16 protein-coding genes and 1 riboswitch are annotated in these 20,244 nt (G+C 45.0%); of the genes, 10 read left to right on the top strand and 6 right to left on the bottom strand.

Going from position 1 to position 20,244, the window contains the following annotated elements; genetic code table 11:
- Positions 1-1,044: a FecCD family ABC transporter permease gene (locus tag KIK04_RS18525; protein WP_442951179.1), complete on the bottom strand. Its 1,044-nt coding sequence runs from the start codon at positions 1,042-1,044 to the stop codon at positions 1-3.
- 281 nt (positions 1,045-1,325) lie between these two features.
- On the opposite strand from KIK04_RS18525, the gene KIK04_RS18520 reads away from it, so the two are divergent.
- Together KIK04_RS18520 and KIK04_RS18515 are read left to right on the top strand one after the other, a co-directional pair.
- Positions 1,326-2,348: an ABC transporter substrate-binding protein gene (locus tag KIK04_RS18520; RefSeq protein WP_232275066.1), complete on the top strand. Its 1,023-nt coding sequence runs from the start codon at positions 1,326-1,328 to the stop codon at positions 2,346-2,348.
- Positions 2,349-2,513: 165 nt separating this feature from the next.
- Complete coding sequence (locus KIK04_RS18515) at positions 2,514-4,190, top strand: ABC transporter substrate-binding protein (protein ID WP_232275065.1); 1,677 nt, start codon at positions 2,514-2,516, stop codon at positions 4,188-4,190.
- Between the two features lie 134 nt (positions 4,191-4,324).
- Here the strand turns inward: KIK04_RS18515 and KIK04_RS18510 are convergent, their stop codons facing one another.
- Both KIK04_RS18510 and KIK04_RS18505 read right to left on the bottom strand, forming a co-directional pair.
- Entirely contained in the window at positions 4,325-5,362 is a 1,038-nt protein-coding gene (locus KIK04_RS18510) for an NAD(P)/FAD-dependent oxidoreductase (protein WP_232278812.1), read from the bottom strand.
- Positions 5,363-5,907: 545 nt separating this feature from the next.
- Positions 5,908-6,387, bottom strand: coding sequence for a GyrI-like domain-containing protein (locus KIK04_RS18505; protein WP_232275064.1), 480 nt, complete (start codon positions 6,385-6,387; stop codon positions 5,908-5,910).
- A 228-nt stretch (positions 6,388-6,615) separates the two neighbouring features.
- Between KIK04_RS18505 and KIK04_RS18500 the strand changes: the two genes are divergently transcribed.
- From KIK04_RS18500 to KIK04_RS18465, 8 genes are all read left to right on the top strand, one after another.
- Complete coding sequence (locus KIK04_RS18500; protein ID WP_232275063.1) at positions 6,616-7,053, top strand: VOC family protein; 438 nt, start codon at positions 6,616-6,618, stop codon at positions 7,051-7,053.
- 164 nt (positions 7,054-7,217) lie between these two features.
- Positions 7,218-7,360: riboswitch (adenosylcobalamin (AdoCbl) riboswitch) on the top strand.
- Positions 7,361-7,449: 89 nt separating this feature from the next.
- Positions 7,450-9,870, top strand: a complete 2,421-nt coding sequence (locus tag KIK04_RS18495) for an S-layer homology domain-containing protein (RefSeq protein WP_232275062.1) — start codon at positions 7,450-7,452, stop codon at positions 9,868-9,870.
- 15 nt (positions 9,871-9,885) lie between these two features.
- Positions 9,886-10,422 carry an ECF transporter S component gene (locus KIK04_RS18490; protein ID WP_232275061.1) on the top strand — a complete coding sequence of 179 codons (537 nt, stop codon included), beginning with the start codon at positions 9,886-9,888 and terminating at the stop codon, positions 10,420-10,422.
- A 214-nt stretch (positions 10,423-10,636) separates the two neighbouring features.
- Positions 10,637-11,332, top strand: a complete 696-nt coding sequence (locus tag KIK04_RS18485) for a response regulator transcription factor (RefSeq protein WP_232278811.1) — start codon at positions 10,637-10,639, stop codon at positions 11,330-11,332.
- 14 nt (positions 11,333-11,346) lie between these two features.
- Positions 11,347-12,351, top strand: coding sequence for a sensor histidine kinase (locus KIK04_RS18480; protein WP_232275060.1), 1,005 nt, complete (start codon positions 11,347-11,349; stop codon positions 12,349-12,351).
- 190 nt (positions 12,352-12,541) lie between these two features.
- Positions 12,542-13,312 carry an ABC transporter ATP-binding protein gene (locus tag KIK04_RS18475; RefSeq protein WP_232275059.1) on the top strand — a complete coding sequence of 257 codons (771 nt, stop codon included), beginning with the start codon at positions 12,542-12,544 and terminating at the stop codon, positions 13,310-13,312.
- On the top strand, positions 13,287-15,218 hold the full coding sequence (locus tag KIK04_RS18470; protein ID WP_232275058.1) for an ABC transporter permease: 1,932 nt from the start codon (positions 13,287-13,289) through the stop codon (positions 15,216-15,218). The genes KIK04_RS18475 and KIK04_RS18470 overlap by 26 nt, the downstream gene beginning before the upstream one ends.
- A 160-nt stretch (positions 15,219-15,378) precedes the next feature.
- A complete protein-coding gene (locus KIK04_RS18465; protein WP_232275057.1) occupies positions 15,379-16,269 on the top strand; it encodes a class I SAM-dependent methyltransferase in 891 nt (296 codons plus the stop codon).
- Between the two features lie 19 nt (positions 16,270-16,288).
- Here KIK04_RS18465 and KIK04_RS18460 read toward each other — a convergent pair whose 3' ends face one another.
- The 3 genes from KIK04_RS18460 to KIK04_RS18450 all read right to left on the bottom strand — a co-directional run bounded on the left by KIK04_RS18460 (position 16,289) and on the right by KIK04_RS18450 (position 20,162).
- Positions 16,289-16,933 (bottom strand): response regulator transcription factor, encoded by a 645-nt coding sequence (locus KIK04_RS18460; protein ID WP_232275056.1) that lies wholly within the window; start codon positions 16,931-16,933, stop codon positions 16,289-16,291.
- Positions 16,899-19,274, bottom strand: coding sequence for a sensor histidine kinase (locus KIK04_RS18455; protein ID WP_232275055.1), 2,376 nt, complete (start codon positions 19,272-19,274; stop codon positions 16,899-16,901). Before KIK04_RS18455 ends, KIK04_RS18460 begins: the two co-directional genes overlap by 35 nt.
- Positions 19,275-19,358: 84 nt before the next feature.
- Positions 19,359-20,162 carry a CPBP family intramembrane glutamic endopeptidase gene (locus KIK04_RS18450; RefSeq protein WP_232275054.1) on the bottom strand — a complete coding sequence of 268 codons (804 nt, stop codon included), beginning with the start codon at positions 20,160-20,162 and terminating at the stop codon, positions 19,359-19,361.
- Positions 20,163-20,244 lie beyond the last annotated feature (82 nt).

Genomic DNA, 20,244 nt, shown 5'->3' with positions numbered 1-20,244 from the left:
TTACAGCTCCCTCCTTTCTTTACGAGCCAAGTAAAGGAAGAACGGAACGCCAATAAGCGCGATGATAGCCCCCACTGGTGTCTCATAAGGCGGGTTCACCATTCTCGCCACCAAGTCGGCAAACACGACCAACAGACTACCTAGCACAGCTGAACATGGAATGATCCACCGATAATCGACACCGACTAAGTATCGGGCCAAGTGAGGAACCATTAAACCGACAAATCCGACCGCTCCAACAATAGACACCGCGGCTCCTGCCAACACAAGCACAATAAATGTTCCCGTCAATTTCACGAACACCGTACGCTGTCCAAGTCCTCTCGCAACATCCTCGCCTAGACTAAGCATCGTAACGGAGCGCGACAACGCTATCGCACCGATAATCGCCACAGCAACCCATGGGAACATCACTTTCAGCTCAAACCACTTCGTGCCCGCTACGCCTCCTGCATACCAGAACGCTAAATCTTGACCGATCCGATAATAAAGCGCGATCCCTTCGCTCAATGCGGACAACAGCATGCTTAGCGCTGCACCAGCCAACACGAGCCGCGTTGGCGTTAGCCCTCCTTTTGCCATCGAACCTATACCATAGACCAATCCCGCACCCAGACCTGCGCCTAAGAACGAGTACATAATCACATATATAAACGGCAATCCGGGAAAAAAGGCAAAACAAATCGCCAGCATAAATCCGGCCCCCGCATTAATACCGAGTAATCCAGAATCGGCAAGCGGATTGCGTGTCATGCCTTGCATAATCGCCCCTGCCACGGCGAAGCTTGCTCCAACCATTGCCCCTCCAAGCACGCGCGGGAGACGAATCTCCTGAATAATTTGATGCTGTGAATGTTCGGGATTAAAACGAAAAATCGCTTCCCACACGATTGAAAAATGAATATTCGCCGCACCAAACGATACGGACATCGCGATGCCGAACGCCAATGTAAGGAGACCACCGATCAAAATAAGGCTCCCTGCCCACCAACGAGAACGCAATCTAACAGGCTCCGAAGCTGTAACTTCCCTCGGCTCTTTCATTGCTAGTCCACTCATGAATGCCACCCTTGTTAGCTATAATGGATGAAGATATATGAGATTCATTCTCAATTATAAATAAAAATTTGAATCTATTAAATTGTAGGCCACCCTGTTACGCGTCGCAATGGACAAAGCTAACTGTTTTTTTGTACAAAAAGAACGCACAGATTTGGGTTTGTCCATTGAGCAGCAAGCATCATTCGTATAAGATGAACCTAATAATAACGATAATGATTATCATTATCTATTAAATTACAGCTATACTTGGAGGACATACAATCATGAAACATACAAAAAATTGGGGAGTCATCCTATCTGCCCTACTACTCATGGGAAGCATTTTGCTAGCATGCAGCAGCCAAACGGGAGACGAGAAGAAAGCAGTTGACAGCGCTCATACGCCAACGAATCAACCGAACACGCTGTCCACTTCCTCACAGACGGCAACGAACACGGAGACAACGGCATCTGCGTTACGCAAATTTACGGATTATAAAGGACATACCTTAGAAATCCCTGTTACTCCACAACGTATCGTGTTCTGGGGAGAAACGTTCAGCGATTTACTAACCCTGAATGTGAATGTTGTAGGCACTGCACACATGTTCACTAAGGGCTCTATGTATGAGCACCAAATGTCACAGATTCAAGATATCGGGTTTCCTATTAATTTGGAAAAAACGCTAGAACTTAAACCGGATCTAATCATTACGGCGAGTACGGATGAGAAAGAATACGAACAACTTTCTAAAATTGCCCCCACCATCGTATTCGATACGTTCGAACCGTTAGAAAATCGGATCAAGCTGCTCGGCGATATACTCGGGAAGAAGCAAGAAGCGGAACAATGGATCACTGCATTTAACATGAAGACGAAAGAGATGTGGAAACAGCTTCATGAGGCGGGAATTAAACCCGGAGAAACAGCTTCAGTCTTGACCTACTATCCTGGTGATCGGTTGTTCGTTATGGCACGTGCCGGCCTGCCACAAATGTTATACGATCCAGATGGCTTTAAACCTACGGCTAAGATTCAAGATGTGCTGGACTCGAACAAAGGCTTTGAACAAATCTCAATTGAGCTGTTGCACGAATTTGCGGGCGACCGGATTTTCATTTTAACCCCGCATGATGATGAATCGAAACGGTCAACCGAAGAGATGATGAAGAGTGCGATCTGGACGAACCTCCCTGCCGTGAAGCAAGGCCACGTCTATACGGTCGAAATCGACAAAGCAGATAGCGATGCTCTATCGAGACAATGGTTGTTAGATGAATTGCCAAAATTGCTACTAAAAAAATAATTCCACGCTAAAAACATGCATATGAACAAGCCTCAAAGCTTTTCAATGGACAGTCGCTCGTCGACAGCCATTGAAAAGCTTGTTTATTTTTTATACAATAACGTAAATGATAATAGTTCTCATATATATTCAACTCGCTAACGAACTAGAGGAGGCTCACAGCAGATGAGTAACCGTACCCTGTCTCCCCTTCCGCTTCGCAACCTGCTGTTTCATTTGGAAAGTATTGAAACCGTGAAGATACGAGGCGGAACGAAATCCGAACCGATAATAGCTAAATTACATACGATTCTTATTGTTGAACACGGAGCAGGCACACTGTACATAAATGATACGATTCACCATTTATCCCCTCACAGAGGCTATTTGCTTCCACCAGAAACTAGATTCCTTATCGTTACGAATGACGTTCTCCAATACTATCACATCCGATTTACAGCCATCCGAGTAGGAAAGCTGGAACATTCGACACATCGTGAATGCCTGCTGCCCGATCGTCATGAGTTGAGGGCATACCCCGCTTCCCGTCTAATCGGTTATGCACAATCTTTAGTTACCGACCAACCAATCGGGCGAGATCATGAGCTCGAATCGTACTATCAGCAACTACGCTTTCAAGAAATGATGGGCTTTTTGTTGGAGCAAAATTTGCATTTCGAGCGACCACTCAACAGCACGCAGGCGGTCGTGAACACGATCCATTATGTTGAGAAACACTATATGCAACAAATTACCGTTCAACAGCTTGCGGCATTAGCGAATGTTCCGCGCTGGCAATATAGCTCAATCTTTCAAGAGTTAACAGGCAAGAAGCCGCTCGACTACTTAACGGAAGTACGTATCAACCGCTCCAAAGAGTGGTTGCAGCATTCATTCGATCCGCTGCGGGACATTGCCCAGCGTGTTGGCTTTGCGGACGAGTATTACTTTAACCGCCGGTTTCGCCAAACAACGGGTACTACGCCACGGCAGTATGCGCTCTCGACGCGGCGGACCATGCACATCACCGATTGGATTGGCCATCAACTTGAAATTCCATGTCAAGCCAAACGTATCATTTGCTATAGCGAAACGTTCGGTGACCTACTCGCGCTTGGTGTCGAACCGATCGGAGGTGGATTGGCCATGATGGAAGCGGCCTTTTTCGTGGATCAGGTTCATCATGTGCAAGATGTCGGCTTTCCAATTAATGTCGAGAAGACGAAGGCACTGAATCCCGATTTAATTATTTCAGCTAGTCCTGACAAGAAGCAAGTTGCCAAGCTGTCGGCTATCGCACCAACCGTCACCTTTAATTCGTTTGCGTCGCTTGAACACCGTCTCCATACGCTTGGTCACATGTTTGGCAGACAGCAGGAGGCAGAGCGATGGCTACATACGTATCACGAAAAAGCGAACAGCATGTGGCGGCAACTTCAATCTATGATGAAGCCAAGTGAGTCGGCGTCTGTATTTATTTACGATCGTGGATCACGCTTGTTCGTGATGGGAGCGATCGGGCTAAGTACGACGCTTTATCACCCTTTAGGCTTTCAGCCTGCCTATCACATTCAACACCTATTGGATTCGGATGAACCTTACGCAGAAATTACTGAGGCGGAATTGCCGGATTATGCTGGAGACCACATCTTCATGCTGAGGCCTACGAATACAGAGGCAGAACAGGCAGCAAGCGCCTTGATGAATAGTAGCCTTTGGCGCAGCCTCCCTGCCGTTATGAATGGTCGAGCTTATTCGGTTGAGAAAGCTTGGAACTACGGCGATGCCTTAACGAGAGCCAAGCTGCTTGATACGTTACCGCAGCTTCTATGCAGAAGCCCCCTAACCGAAGTTACCTCATGACAGAGGCAAACTTAACAAAACCAGTCTATCGCGTCGCTTGCGCATGACAGACTGGTTTTGTTATTTATGACGAGCTTTATGACGATCTATACGTAACCGCTACAACGATTCACACGTGTTAAGGCTTACTTTTCCTATTCATCAACGACGCCAAGCGCACGATTTTTCTCTTTGAATCGGTCATTATGTGAAGACACGTACGCTACTTTAGGCGCTTCAGGGTCCATATACAATTTCGCGCTGTTAACGGCTAGGACCGCATCAGAGAATGCCCCAGCAATCAAATTAACCTTGCTGTCATAATGCGCATAATCGCCTGCAGCAAAAATGCCTGGCAAGTTCGTTGCCAACTTGTTGTCTACGAACGCACACCACTCATCCATGTTAAGTCCCCACTGATTAATTCCTGTAAAATCAGCTTTCAAGCCGTGGTTGACGATAACCGCGTCAACTTCAAGCTGCTCGATTTCCTCCGTATCAACGTTACTGATCGTTACTTTGCTGATCGTCTTCCCATCTTCACTATGCAGCTGTGTTAATCCATACGGCGTCCGCACATCGACGGAAGACTCCTTCATGCGTATAATGTTCTTCTCGTGTCCGCCGAACTGAGGACGGCGATGCACAACCGTTACGCTCGCAGCAATCGGCTCCAGCTCATTCGCCCAGTCTACCGCCGAGTTGCCACCACCGGATATGAGTACTCGTTGACCGCGAAACGGCTCCAGCTCTTGCACCGTATAGTGCAAATTCGTCACCTCGTAGCGCTCAGCGCCTTCAAAGTCCAGCTTGGCCATCTTAAGAATACCGCGGCCAAGCGCAAGAATGACTGTACGTGTCCAATGTCTTTCTCCCGATTCAGCCACAAGCACGTATGTACCATCCTCTTGCCGTTCAAGCCCTCTAATCTGCTGTCCGAACACAAGTGTCGGGTCGAATACTCTCGCCTGCTGGTCGAGCTGTTTAATAAGCTGCTCGCATATAATCGGTGCGAAGCCGCCTACGTCCCAAATCATTTTTTCAGGATAAATGAGCATACGGCCGCCCAGCTCTTCTTTTGCTTCAATGACTTTCGTCTTCAAATCGCGCATCCCGCTATAAAAAGCACCATACATCCCTGCAGGGCCTCCACCTATAATCGTTACGTCGTACAGCTCCAATGATTCAGTCACCATTAATTCCCCCAGTATGCTCACTACCTTAGATGATATTGATTATTATTATCAATTATATCTTTATTCGTTATTGTACCGTAGTAATCGTTCACTGGCAATGGACAAACCATCACTTTTTAGGGATTAGTTCCTACTTACTATATGAAGGAGCTGTCTCATAACGACCTCACGTATTGATCCTACGTCTCGATCACAACTATTAAACGCGAAGCTGGTGTCTGGTGGGAGGAATCTTTAAAAAATGAGTGCAATGGCATAACGTAGGAAAAGGAAAGCCGCTTGCAGATTAAACCTTGGGGATTTGAGCTTGACCAAATTCGCCAGCCTGTGCGTTTGTAGCATGCTGAGGCTGACGAGATGGTCCCGTTCGCGGCCGTTAAAGAAGAAATAAACAAACTCTTACCACATGGAACGGTGTTACAGATTAAAGCCGTAGTGTCCAGTCCTGAAGATCAGGTACATTACACAAGCAGCGAAATCGGTCTGTCCGAGGTACTCAGCTACTATGCAGCTAAACGAAACTCATAAAGCTGTACGTTCACTCAAGCTAATGCAATATGCAAATCAATTTCATTGTCTGTCTCACTCGGTTTATAGCGATGATCCCAGATTTCAAAATCAAAATCAGCAGGCCGCTGTCCATTCTCCTGCATCCAAGTGCCATACAAGTAGGAATAGGACTTAGATAACTCCGACTCTAATCCAACATGTGTATACTTCACAACCTTGCTTTCAGGCACCAAATGGCTGATCATTCCGGAAGGAATGTGATCGACCTCTGCAACCTTCACCCCAATAATGGAAGTGAATGCATCGAGATTCGGGTCGAAGTTCTCCTTACACGGGTAAATTTGAATCAAGTAAAATGGCTCCCCTGCACGATGACGAATTTCATTTACCCGACTTTGCAAATTGTTGAATGCGTCTTCAATAGTGCGATCTTCATCAAGCTGCTTTAAATTAGCGTGGGCGGTTATACCAATGACTGTAAACTGCGGAACGGACAACACGACTGGCTCCATTTAAATACCTCCTCAAAATTTGTTGATTACTGCTCGCTAACTACTTGTAAACCTTATGTTCACCTGATAAAATAGAACATATATTCGTATTCTCCGCTGTGATAAATAATCCTTTTTTTAATGGACATCATTTTTGAAAAAAGTTTATTTATTCCTGCTAAGGGTAATAATACGAACAGTTATCAATGGTTATCCATTGAAATTTGATATTCAAAGGAGTGTTTATCAATGGCTTTAAACGTTTATCTTAATTTTAAGGGGAACTGTCGTGAAGCAGTCGAATTTTACGCGCAAGTATTCGGAGCGGAGCAACCGCAGTTTATGACCTTTGGTGATTCACCTCCAAGCCCAGACTTTACACTTCCTGAAGAAGCAAAGAACCTCATTATGCATACATTCATTCATATTAGCGGACGGAAAGTGATGTTCTCCGATGTATTTCCTAATATGCCGTTTGTAGTCGGAAACAATGTGAGCCTTACCCTCAACAGCCACAATATGGACGAGCTACAATCCGCATTTGATCAATTGAAAGAAGGCGGCACAGTAGCCATGGATCTTCAGGAAACGTTCTGGAGCAAAGGCTACGGCAGCTTAACGGATAAATTCGGGATCGTGTGGCAATTTAACTTAGATCCTGAAGACGAAGAGTGCGGTACGAAATAACGGATTCCGCACTGAACAAGATGTAGTAACTTTTCTATTTCTAGAAAAGTCGCTGCATCTTTTTTTGTCTCTATATATAGTGAGACACTTAAATGGTATTAACGCTCACCCTCATGCCTTGTATAAAATCTTATATACAGGGGTTCATTCCCTGTTATATAATGCTAAAAGTTAAATACAATGTGAGAGACGGAAGCTGGTGTGAATCCAGCACGGTCCCGCCACTGTGATAGGCGTAAGCCTTAGTCAGGTCGGTTTCTCCCATTGATCATTTAACCTGAACTTTCGAGGCAAAGGTCGGGTTATTCATCATATTCCTCATATGATAATAACCGTAGCTCCTGCCTTTGTGTCGGAAGCTATTTTATTTTTATCATGGAGAGGAAGAGAGACAGCATGAAGAAAATCTTATCCCTGCTTATGGCTGCATCATTGTTCTTGACAGTCGCTATAAGTGCAGCTCCACTTCATCAAGCAGCTGCTGCTGCACCTAGTTTCAACCTGAATACTGAGGTTCAACGAGTCGTTAAGGCCTATTCAGCCGCCCAATATGATGATTGGTCAGCGGTAGCGGACAATGTTCTAGGCAATACCATCCCTAGCACTTATATCGAGCAAGCAAAAGCAGCCGTCATCGCTGAAAAAGGCAATTACACAAAGGGAACTGACATTGCGAAAGCGATTATCGGCCTTACAGCAGCAGGTGTCGATATTACGAATATTGAAGGTATTAACCTGCTGGACAAAGCAGTTAACTTTGACACGAATGAATTAAGTCTTTCCAATGACGTCGTTTACATGTTATTAGCCCTCGACTCTGGACCATATGAGGTTCCAGCAGGCGCGCCTGTCACACGAGATTTTTTGATTAAAAAGCTACTGGAGCTCAAGCTTCCAGCAGGTGGATGGTCATTCTTTGGTTCAACACCAAATGCGGATATGACCGGCATTATTATGGCTGGATTGGCCCCCTACATACAGCAACCGAGCGTGTCAGATGCTGTCTATCATGCGGATAAATTTTTTAAAGACAAACCGTTAGACAACAGCAATAGCGCAGCTATGCTTGTGATTGGTCTTTCCGCAGTTGGAAAAAATCCAACAGCAGATGCATACAAGCAAGATGGCAAAAATGCATTGGACAATCTGTATTCATACCTCACGACCAACGGACTTTACAAATATAAAAAAGCACGTGCAACCGGCGACAGAATGGCGACCAAAGATGTCATGCTGGCGTACCTTTCTTATCAAAAATTTTCAAATGGTAAACACAATAGTATTTTCTATGATTTAAAATCTAGATACAACACGACACCACCACAAAAACCAGATCCGAAGGCGTTCGATGTCTCGATAAATGTCACATCAGAGAAGCAATGGACAGGTTTCCCGCAGTCAGGCAAAGTTACGCTGCAGGAAGGCGATACGGTTGATACAGCACTCACGAAGCTTGTAGGAGCCGATCAGATCAAATACAAAATGTACGGCACGATGAAATACATAGCGGGCATAAAAGGCCTTGAATCTGGTGCCTATGGCAAAACGAGCGGATGGATGTATTGGGTCAACGATCAAGAACCTACCGTAGGAGCTGACGAATACAAGCTTAAAGCAGGCGACACGGTAAAATGGACCTACACTGGAGTTGATCCCGTAACGAATCCACCAGGCAATGGTGGCGGTGGTGGCACTGGCGGCGGTGGCGGTGGTACTGTCACTCCATCTATTTCGGTATCCGTCATGACTGAAGTACCTAAGTCAGGCTTGCCGATTAGCAATCAACAAACGTACCGCGCAGATATGACCGCGTTCGACGCGCTTGTCGGACTGGTAGGCGCTAGCAACATCAAGCATAAAGGATCAGGCGAAAGCTTATATGTGTCTTGTGCGATGGACTTGTGTGAACGAGCAAACGGAGCCCTTAGTGGCTGGAAATATTCTGTTAATGGTACCGAGCCAAATGAATCAGCAGGTGCTTACAAACTAAACAATGGCGACAGCATTGTATGGAAATACACTGGAACTCCCCCCACGAATACAGGTGGCGGCGTTCCCCCGGGGGGTGGGTCCGCTGGAAATTCTAATTCCGGCAATCCCTCAGTACCTAGCACTGGAGAGACAGGCAACAAATCTGGAACCAATAACAGCAATAACAGCAACAAAGACGGTAAACCCGCTTCAGGCAGCAAATCAACTACCGATCAAGGAAACGGAAAAAACACAGACGCTAACTCTGCTGCCGTTACTGTTACTGAGCATCTTTCTAAATATAGCGATCGGAATCAAATATCTCCTTGGGCGAAAGAAGCTGTTGCTCGCGCAAAACAGCTTGGCATCCTCGAAGGAACAAAAAACAAAGACGGAACAGTAACATTCCAGCCCAAAAAAGAAATAACGAGAGCTGAGTTCCTTAAAATTGTCGTTAAGCTCTTGTATGGAGATGTGAACGTAACGAGCAAGACAGAATACAAAGATGTAAAGACAAAAGATTGGTATTATCCGTATATCGTCAAGGCTAAGGAAATTGGCATGATTAGCGGGTTCGCAGATAACAGCTTCAAACCAAATGAAGCCATAACGCGTGAGCAAGCTGCAATTATTCTTGGCAAAGGCTTTAAGCTAACAGCTAAGAAAACGGTGAGCTTGAAAGATGTATCGAAGCAGCACCCTGCTGCGCTCTACATTGCAGCTGTACACGAAAATGGACTCATGACAGATAGCAGCGGTAAATTCAATCCGTCGCAAAAGGTATCCCGAGAAATGGCTGCTGTTCTAGCCGTAAAATTACACGATACATACGTAACGAACAAATAAAGGAGGTTAATGCCCATGCAAGCCGTTCATAACCAGCTACAACGCATAGCTGCTTCTCCAATGATAAGAAACATGACTATCGCTATTTGCTTATCGGCTTTAAGTATTGGTGGCCGAATATTGACCAATCAATTTCACATTCCGAATGTACAGCCCTCCACTGCCATTATTATGATTGCAGCGATAACTTTAGGCATGAGGTACGGCCTTGGTGTCGCCATTGCGACAGCAATTGGCTCGAACATGGTACTCGGGCACGGGCCTTGGACGATGTGGCAAGTATGTGCATGGGGTTCAGTTGCCATTTTGGCTAGCTTCCTACAGCCCTACTATAAGAAAATACCGTTAGTTGCCCTTGTTGGATTCGCTGCATTAACAGGCTATTTATACGGATTTATCGTTTCGACGCCGGCCTGGGCGTTAGGACCTGTTCATTTTTGGACGTACTATAAGTTTGGTTTACTGTTTGACACGTATCATGCTGCAGGTAATGCAGCCTTTATGGGAATGCTCGCTCCCATTTTATTGAAAGCTGTCCACAAAGTGCAGTGATCAAGTGATCACCAAGTAAAGCACATCGACCATTTCAGGTCAGATAGTATAATCCCCTTCAAGTGGCTGCACTTGGAGGGGATTTTTGCATTTGCTTTTGCATTTTTCAATTATAATTAGACTTCACTTTATAAATTTGCTAGATTAATTACAGATTTAGCATCCCATTATGTTATTGATGTAACGAAATGAATCGGAGGGTTTCATAAAGATGATGGAGACAATCATGATCGTAGAGGACGATCCTAAACTTGCTGAAATGCTCCAGCAGCACATTCGCAAGTATGGATTCGAGGCCATTATCGTAACGGACTTTGAACATGTCCTTGACCAATTTCAATCCATACAACCACATTTGGTCGTCATGGATATTCATTTGCCGAGCTTTGACGGCTACTATTGGTGCCGCCAAATTCGTACCATATCCACTTGTCCGATTATTTTTATTTCGGCACGTGATGGAGAGATGGATCAAGTGATGGCGCTCGAATATGGCGCCGATGATTACATGACCAAGCCGTTCCACTACGAATTGGTACTGGCCAAGATTCGTAGTCACCTGCGCCGCGCCTATGGCGCATATGCAGCGCAGGCCGATGAACGTAAAATCGAACAAACCGGCCTTGTCCTATATCCTGAACGCCTAGAAGCGTTGCTGCACGACAAATCGGTCCTGCTCACGAAGAAGGAAGCCGTCTTGTTAGAAGTGTTCATGACAAGCTATCCTCGCGTTGTGAGCCGCGACAAAATTTTAGACAAGCTGTGGGATGATCATGCGTATGTCGATGACAACACGCTCAGTGTAAATATGACGCGCCTCCGTAAAAAGCTATCTGATCTAGGCATTGAGGATGCCATGGAAACGATACGCGGGGTCGGGTACCGCCTGCACATCACATGGAGTAAATAAAGGAGTACACCGCCATGCGCTTATTTTTGCGAGAACATGTTCCGCTTATCCTTTTTTCAATCGTGCAGTTGTTTGTCGTGCTGTTGGTCTACTGGTTTGACGGCTATAACGACCTTCGTACAGCGCTGTACTCGGTATTTTTAGGTGTTTTTCTGCTCTGCGCTTATTTAGCATTTCGCTATATCAGTCATAAATCGTTCTACTCAAGGCTATCAAGCCCGCCTGTTTCGTTGAACGATACCATCCACAGTAAAGAACTAGCACCTTTATCAGTGGCACTCACGAAGCTGTTAGAAACACAGTACTCCCACTATAAACAAGAGCTAACAACGTGGGAGCATAAACAACAGGAACATATTGCATTCATGAACCAATGGGTCCATCAAATGAAAACACCGCTGTCCGTCATTGAACTAATGACCCAAGACAGTGTAGACCCTGCGTTTGACAGTATCGCTGAGGAAACCGATCGACTTCGTAAAGGACTCGAAATGGCTTTATACATCTCTCGCCTTGAAACGTTTGAACAAGATTTTTATGTGGAGAAGGTGGCGTTGTTCGAGAGTGTCGATAAGGTCGTCCATGAAAATAAGCGCTTTTTTATTCGCAATTACGTGTATCCTGAACTGAATATCGATCCACAGCTGACCGTCAATACGGATCGAAAATGGCTTAGTTTCATGCTCGATCAGCTTCTTACCAATGCGATCAAATATTCAGCCGGCAGCCGCGGGAAAGTCAATATTTCGGCCTATACCGAAGAACGAGCTGTAATTCTTGAAATGCAAGACCACGGGGTTGGCATTCCGGCCGCTGATCTGCCTCGTGTGTTCCGTCCCTTTTTTACGGGGGAAAACGGTCGTACTTTTAAAGAATCTACAGGCATGGGCTTATATCTCGTCCACGAAGTTGCCACGAAATTGAATCACCAGGTGGAAATACAATCCGCAACATCCGACACGCCCAGCACAAAGCGCGGGACTACCGTCCGCCTTATTTTTCCGTATGCGGCTCCATAACGGCTTGCACGGCTTGCAACGTGGATACCGACCGATGAACTTCAAGTTCATCGGTTTTTTTGTACCAAGGGAATCTTCACCTTAAAACCTTACACCTTTGTAAGACAAATGAAAGCCGCCACATTATGAAATATCATGCATTTTGTTTACACTTAGGTTAAATAATGAACGTGTAAAGGAGATTAGCAAAATGGATATGCTGCAATTAAGCAGTTTAAGTAAAATATACCGCGGCAAAGTGTCTTACGAAGCTTTAAAAAACATTGATTTAACGATTAAGCAAGGCGAATTTGTCGGCATTATGGGGCCGTCAGGCAGTGGCAAAACGACATTACTGAATATGGTAGCCACAATTGATACACCGACTTCTGGAAAAATGATGGTGGATGGCGATAATCCTCATGAGCTTTCACCAGAGCAACTTGCCTTATTTCGCCGTCGCAAGCTAGGATTTGTCTTTCAAGCGTTTAATTTATTACCGACCTTAACGGTAAAAGAAAACATTTTGCTCCCGCTTACCTTAGATGGGACACCCCTGTCGTATATGAATGAACAAGTGGCGCTGCTCGCGCAGAAGCTAGATATGGAATCGATTTTGGACAAACGCACCTACGAAATCTCAGGTGGACAAGCACAGCGCACCGCTATTGCGCGCGCCGTTATTCATCAGCCCAAGCTGCTGCTTGCAGACGAGCCGACAGGCAATCTGGATTCCAAGTCGGCACGCGATGTCATGGAATTGCTGGCGAAGCTGAACAAGCAAGATAACACCACAGCGATGCTTGTTACACATGATCCATTAGCTGCAAGTTATTGTGACCGCGTCGTCTTTATTAAAGACGGTCAGCTGTACAATGAAATTTATTGCGGTGACAATCGACAGGCCTTCTACCAAAAGATTATTAACGTGCTGTCCCTGTTAGGAGGAAATGCGCATGACTTTTCGACAATACGCGTTTAACAACGTCATTCGGAATAAACGCACATATGCGGCTCACTTTTTAAGCAGCGCCTTCTCGGTCATGATGTTCTTTACGTATGCCATGCTGCAATTCCATCCTGATCTGCAAGGCGAACTAACACTAACGAGCCATACCGTGAATGTGTTCGGAAAAGTCGCGATGTCCGTCGCCCAACTGTTGATTTTTGTATTTTCATTTTTCTTCTTACTGTACTCGGTCAGCTCCTTTCTCAAAACGAGAAAAAAAGAATTTGGTATCTTGCTTATACACGGCATAACACCCAAGCAGCTGTTTCGACTCGTATTTATGGAAAATATGATGATTGGCATAGCCGCCATTATGACGGGAATAACGGTCGGCATTATTTTCACCAAATTAATATTGCTCATAATTGCAACAGTATTAGTCATTGATCAAGGATTGCCTTTCTACTTGCCCTGGCAAGCAATCGCTCTTACGTTCGTTGCGTTCTTAGTTTTGTTTTTGGCGATTTCACTGTTTACGTCACGCATGTTGAAAATGAATCAACTCATTGAATTGATCAAAGCTGAAGATAAGCCAAAGCCAGAACTGAAAGCATCCATTTGGCTCTCGTTGCTCGCTGTCATGTTAATCCTAGCTGGTTACCTTGCGGTTTATTTATTTGCCATCAACACAGACCTCGTCCCCTTGTTAATTGCGGGTGTAGGTTTGACGATTATAGGTACTTATTTCTTGTTCACGCAGCTTAGTGTGTATCTGATAGGCTGGTTGCGTAAGCAAGAGCGGTTGTTCTTTAAGCGTACGAATCTATTAATGTTCTCAGAGCTAACGTATCGCATGAGGGACAACGCGAATATGTTTTTCATGATCGCAATCGCGTCGGCTGTCGCATTTACGGCAATTGGTGTCTGTGCAGCGGCAAGCAACAAAGGGTTGTCGGAAATGAAAAACCCTTATGCTTTCAGCTACACGACCTTCAGTGAACATAAAGCGGAGCAGTCGAATATTGCCACGATTAAACGGAAATTAGAACAAGCTCAAATCCCATACCGCTTCGGCACCGTTACACTGATGCTCACAGATAACAGCCAGATTATGATGAATCTGTCTGATTATAATTCATTGTCGACTGCACTCGGTTATGAAAGCGAAACGTTAGCGAGTAATGAAGCCCTGCTCGTATCTAGCAAGCAAGATGATCATGATCATTATAAAGGGGTTTATCCTAGCAATGTGCTCGAAGTGGAGCAAAGTAATCAAAAGATTAGGCTCAATGAGAAAAAAGCGATAATCCGCAACATGATTCCGGACGTTGCCCTTAATAGTGCCCGTATTGTCGTAACTGACGCTCAATTTGAGCAGTTTAGGGCTCTATCCAATGAAAGTACCCTGATTCGAAAATTTTACGGCTTCGTTGTCGAGAACTGGGAGCAGACAACCAAAAATGTTTCCTTTCAATTGATGGACGAAATCGGAGAGTTCGATGAACATGTTGCGATTTATTATTTCAATTCTTTATATTTGGATTGGCGCAAGGATAAGCAAGAAAATGGGCTGCTTATGATGTCTGGTGTGCTCGTTGGCATCGTGTTCTTTACATTTGCAGCAAGCTTCCTCTACTTCCGTTTGTATACAGACCTAGAGCGTGAGAAGGAGCAGTACCAATTAATTAGTAAATTAGGACTGACCAAGCTAGAGTTGAAAAAGATGGTTACGCAGCAACTGCTACTTATGTTCTTCCTGCCGATTATAGTCGCGATTATGCATAGTAGCTTTGCTATCTTCTCCCTGCAGCAACTCGTCCACTATGCTCTAGTGTCGGACTCATTTACGATAATCGCCTGCTTTGTACTCATCCAAGTTCTCTACTTTGCTATCATTCGCTGGCGATATATCAACAAAATACACAAAACGATTTCCTAAGCGATTTTCTAATCGTATCCAAAATCTATCATCTTTTATTCACGCAAGCTGATGCCTATACGTCATAGGTGTCAGCTTGTTTTTTTATACATGTACAGCATGATCGCTGCATATATATGAAACATAATGCAACATTTCCAATGTTCATGGAGGTTATCGTATGTCTACTAACAATGAAACATCGTTATCCTATCGTTGCCCGCTTTGTGAGCATCACGAGGCCGTTCTTTTTTCAACGTACCCTACCTTTCAACTCGTAAAATGCGCACAGTGTGCGTTCATCTATCAGCCCGTGCTGGAGCATCAGATCGAACAGTACATTTCTGAAATCTACGATGCGCAGTGGGTACAAATGAGAGAGCAGTATACCGAGCAAACGTTTCATGAGCACGCTGCTTTTAATCATTTGCTCATTCAAATGTTCTATCCATATGCGGCTGAAAAAGGTAGACTGCTAGAAATCGGCTCCGGCACAGGTGAGTTTCTCCACCTAATGAACAGCATCGGCTGGGACGTCATCGGCATTGAACCATCCGTGGCTGCCTGTGAATACGCGAGCCAGACATTCAATCTACCTTTGCGTTGCGACATGTTTGATCCTGTTAAGCTGGCAGCGTCAGAACCAATTGCTACCGATGTACAAGTCATCTGCTTCTGGCACGTATTAGAACATCAAGCTGATCCCATTTCCTTTTTGCAGGGGGCCGCTTCATTACTGCATCAAGACGGTATTATGCTGTTCAGCGTTCCGAATTTACGTTCGTTAACGAACCAAATTCACGGACTGCAATCGCCGTTGTTGAGCGAACGCGATCATTTATCCCATTTTACAATGGAACATATACAAATGTTATTACGCAAAGCCAACTTACAAAGTGTGTCTTTATTTACAAGGCAAGAAATCAATAGACATGTGCGTGATGTGAGCAGCATTGGTCAGCTTAAAGACAAGTCCTCCCTCTCCTTGCAACAGCTTGTCAAATGGCAGGCTGAACTGCAAAGCAATGGCGAAGGACACGAAATCGTTTGTGTATGTAAAAAAGGCAGCTAACGTTCCCCAGCGCTTTACGTTAACGGTTAGAATCATCTCCAGCAATCGTCATTTGCCCAAGTAAGCCAAGCTCATAGCCTTTGGCAACGGCACCAATGCGTGTACGAACACCTAGCTTTTGATTCATCGAGCTAAGATGGTGTTCCACTGTACGCTGGCTCATCATGAGCTCGCAGGCAATTTGCTTATTCGTCATTTCCTGTGCGACTCTTGTCAGCACTTCCCGCTCTGTTAGCGTCAGCTTGTCTGTGCGCGTGTGCGTTAGCCACTTGTCTGACATGAGCACATGGCCTAGCGCACTTTGCCTAATCGCGTTAATGATTTGCGGATAAGTGGCTTGCTTGGACAAATACGCGTGTACGCCCATTTCGTAGGCTTTAGTCACATATGCATCGTAACAATAGCCCGATAACATAATCATTTTTAGCGCCAATCCATAGCGCTCCTTCAAGACAGCTGCCAATTCAAAGCCATTCATATGCGGCATTGAAATGTCCATCACAATTACATCAGCGTTATGATATTCGATGTGATCGAGCAGCTGTCGTGGATGTTGGAAAGTGGCTACGACTTGAATATCAGGCTCCCTATCAAGCCGATCCTTTAACGCTTCCATCATTAAAGGATGATCATCCAGCAACATCACTTTTATGCGCGAATCCATGACTTCCTTCCTCCTTTATCAACGGAATTTGCACATGGACACATGTTCCCTTGTCCACGTCAGATTCAATTCGAAACAGCCCGCCAAGCTGCTGCACCTGATTGTGAATCGTAATCAAACCAAACGATTGGCTGGCATGATCATCAAATACATGCGCCACATCAAAGCCCTTTCCGTTGTCGTCCACCTTTAGATGAATATTTTCGGCCGTCTGCCAAACACAAACGTGAACCGCGCTTGCCTGTCCATGCTTGAACACGTTGTTGATCAGCTCCCGATTGATGCGAAACAAGGTCGCCTTGAGCCATTGTGGTAGTTCCAACTGCGGGTCCAATTCATAACATAGCTCAACTTGAATAGAGTGCGTTGCCAATTGGCTCTTCATGGAACGCACATGCCATTCCACCGCTTCCTTAAGTCCCACATTATCGATGATATGTGGATATAGATCATCGCATAGCAAGCGAATATCTTGCTGCGTCCCGTACAGGCAGGAAAGCCAAGCTTGAACACGCGCTTTACGTACATCACCAGTCGCATACAACTCCTCGATATCACGCGACATAAAAATAATATTTTGCAAAATATGATCGTGTAGATAATACGATGTCCGCATTCGCTCTGCCTGCTGCGCTTCCAGTATCCGTTGCGGGGTTTGTAATGTTGCTAGCCAGTTGGTCGTCTCCTCGCCGGACTTCTGCTCTCCTTCCTGCCGCATAGCAGATAATTGTCTTGCATTCACTAACAATTGCAGCGTCTCCGCGCGAACAAGTTCGACTAGCTTGCGTTCTTCGTCTGTAAATAAGGTCTGATTCCTTTTCGGGCCGATACACAAATAGCCAAGTTCATCGCCAGACTCAGGATCAACAAGATCCATTATGTACGCAAAATCGTACTGCATCTCTAGCGTACGGTAGACTGCATCCCTCATGTTCGTTATGTTCGTTATGGTCGTTATGGTCGTCTCAGCACCAGCATATTTACCTGTACCGTGTACCGTCGCATAACTCGGTTCTTTCCATACAACGCACACGCCTTCAACCTCAACGGTGTAATCGATAACATCGGCGAGCATGCGGATGAGTCCGCGCACATTTTTGTGCTCCATCCATTGCAGAGATAGCTTGAACTGCTGCTGTTGCAGCCAAGTTTGCCGAGATACGGCCTTTTGCCTCATGATGGATAAACTATGCTGATACACATAAGTCAAAGCCGCAAAGATGGCGAATAGTAGCAGCAACTGCCACATCCGTTCCCATTTAGCCGCCGCTACAAATAGCAGCAGACAACTGCCCAAATACAAACTATGCAGCACAATGCTACGCATGTAAAAACGCATATCTAGCATGTTTCGCTTGACGAGTAACCACATGATGACAGCTGACAACAAGACAAATCCGATCAACGCATATTCAGGGCGCAACAAATAGTCCTGCCATAGCAAATCCGGTATCGCAACCAAAAAAATGTACGGCAGTAAGCTGAGATATAACACGATAACAAAGGTAAGTAGCTGATTTTTCTCAATCAAATCTAGTGATTTCCAATAAACGTAGGCAATGATGCCAATACCAACTAACATAGCGATAAAAATAAGATGCACCGAACCACGAAGCCAGTCAGCAATATGTCCTTGTATGAACGTAACGATCGCAAATAACGACAAACCTAGTAAACCAAGGCGAAACAATAACATTGTACGCCTGAGTGCGGGTTGCACGGACCTAAACACAAAGATGATGAAAAAAGAGAGTAGCGCGTAAGGCATCCAAATCGCACAATGAATAAGAATTAGATTGGAGATATACATTTCGGAAGAAAACAACGTTAAGATCGTAACAGCCATCAACACATTAATCATAAAGAAACTGCGAACAAGATACGACTCTCTTTTTTTAAAATAGGCCATTAACCCCATGGCTAACAAAATACTTTCCAGCACAATCGCAAGCACCTGATTAAACCACTGTTGCCCAGTTAGGACGACATCCTCTGTCCAAGATACCTCATTACTCCGTTGAAAGCTGATCGAGCTCGCATGTTCAATGAGCAGCAGCCCTGAGCCCATGTGTTCATATTGAACCATTTCGTCAGACCGTATCATTTCATCAGGAAGCAGGCCGTTTACAAGTCGAACCGTATCTCCCTGCTGAATAGGCCAACTATGGGCTTCGCCCATCGGATCGATGCGTTCAATTTGCCAGCCGTTGTCGGTGGAACCAATGTATAGCCCGACATAAGGATGCTGAAACGAGGCAGCATGAATATAAATCGCTAACAGTACAAACAGTGTCACACTTAAGCCAATGAATCGATCGTACTTTTTCACGAATGCGCTCATAGTCGTAGTTCTCCCCCATGTGTCTCAGCAGAGTTAATGAATTATAGTGTTATAGAGTTATATTGTTAGAGGCTATCGTTAAAGTCATCTCACACCAGCAAGCATGTACGTAATCGTGCCCCATAAAAAATTAGTGAACAGGTGCAGAGCAATAGCTCCATAAATATTTTTGCGCAACTTTACGAGTAATTCAAAGGGGATAAATATGGAGAATGGAATGTACGCCCAGTTAATTGGCGCTTGCCAGAAATGGTACACATTAAATAGGACACCAACGATAATCCAATCCCCTTTGACGCTGCCGAGTTTATGCAATATATAGCCACGAAAATACATCTCTTCACCGATAAAGTTGCCGATTATGCCAATAAGCAGTAGGAAAAAAGGGAAATCATAGTAACCAACGACATAAATATGCCATGATTCAATCGCAAGCCACGGGATGGAGTTAAAAAAGTGGTACAACGGTGGATATATCGTGTGTAAATAAGGGATGGACAACAAGGTCATAATGATGGCTAATAGCGGAAACACAAGGAGCAGCCCTTTCAGATCGGGTCGTCTAAATCCTAAATAACAAAGGGATTGCTTCAATGTCATGTTATCCACATATCGCAATGACAGCAGCGGTACGAAGATGTGCCAGCCCGCAGTTAGCAAGACAAGAACGGTATATTGTGCGTAATGACTAGACATTCCTGTCCATAACATGATTGATTCTCGCAAATGAAAGACACCGATATAAGCGAGTAGCCCAGGAAATAGGGCCATACTGATGTAAAACGTAATCTGCTTCCAGCCTTTTGCATCGTATTGACGCAAAAACTGGACGTATTTCGGATCAGATACATTGAAAAAATGGGCGACTGATGGTCGTATTTTGATCATGTGTAACTCACGCTCCGCTTCGTAAATGGTTTATATCTTTACGATACCATTTCACGTTAGCGGGCAAATCGGGATGTCGGCA

This window comes from Paenibacillus sp. 481, assembly GCF_021223605.1.
GTDB lineage: Bacteria > Bacillota > Bacilli > Paenibacillales > Paenibacillaceae > Paenibacillus_B.
The sequence above is the reverse complement of the archived record's forward strand: the minus strand, read 5'-3'. Positions and strand labels throughout refer to the sequence as shown.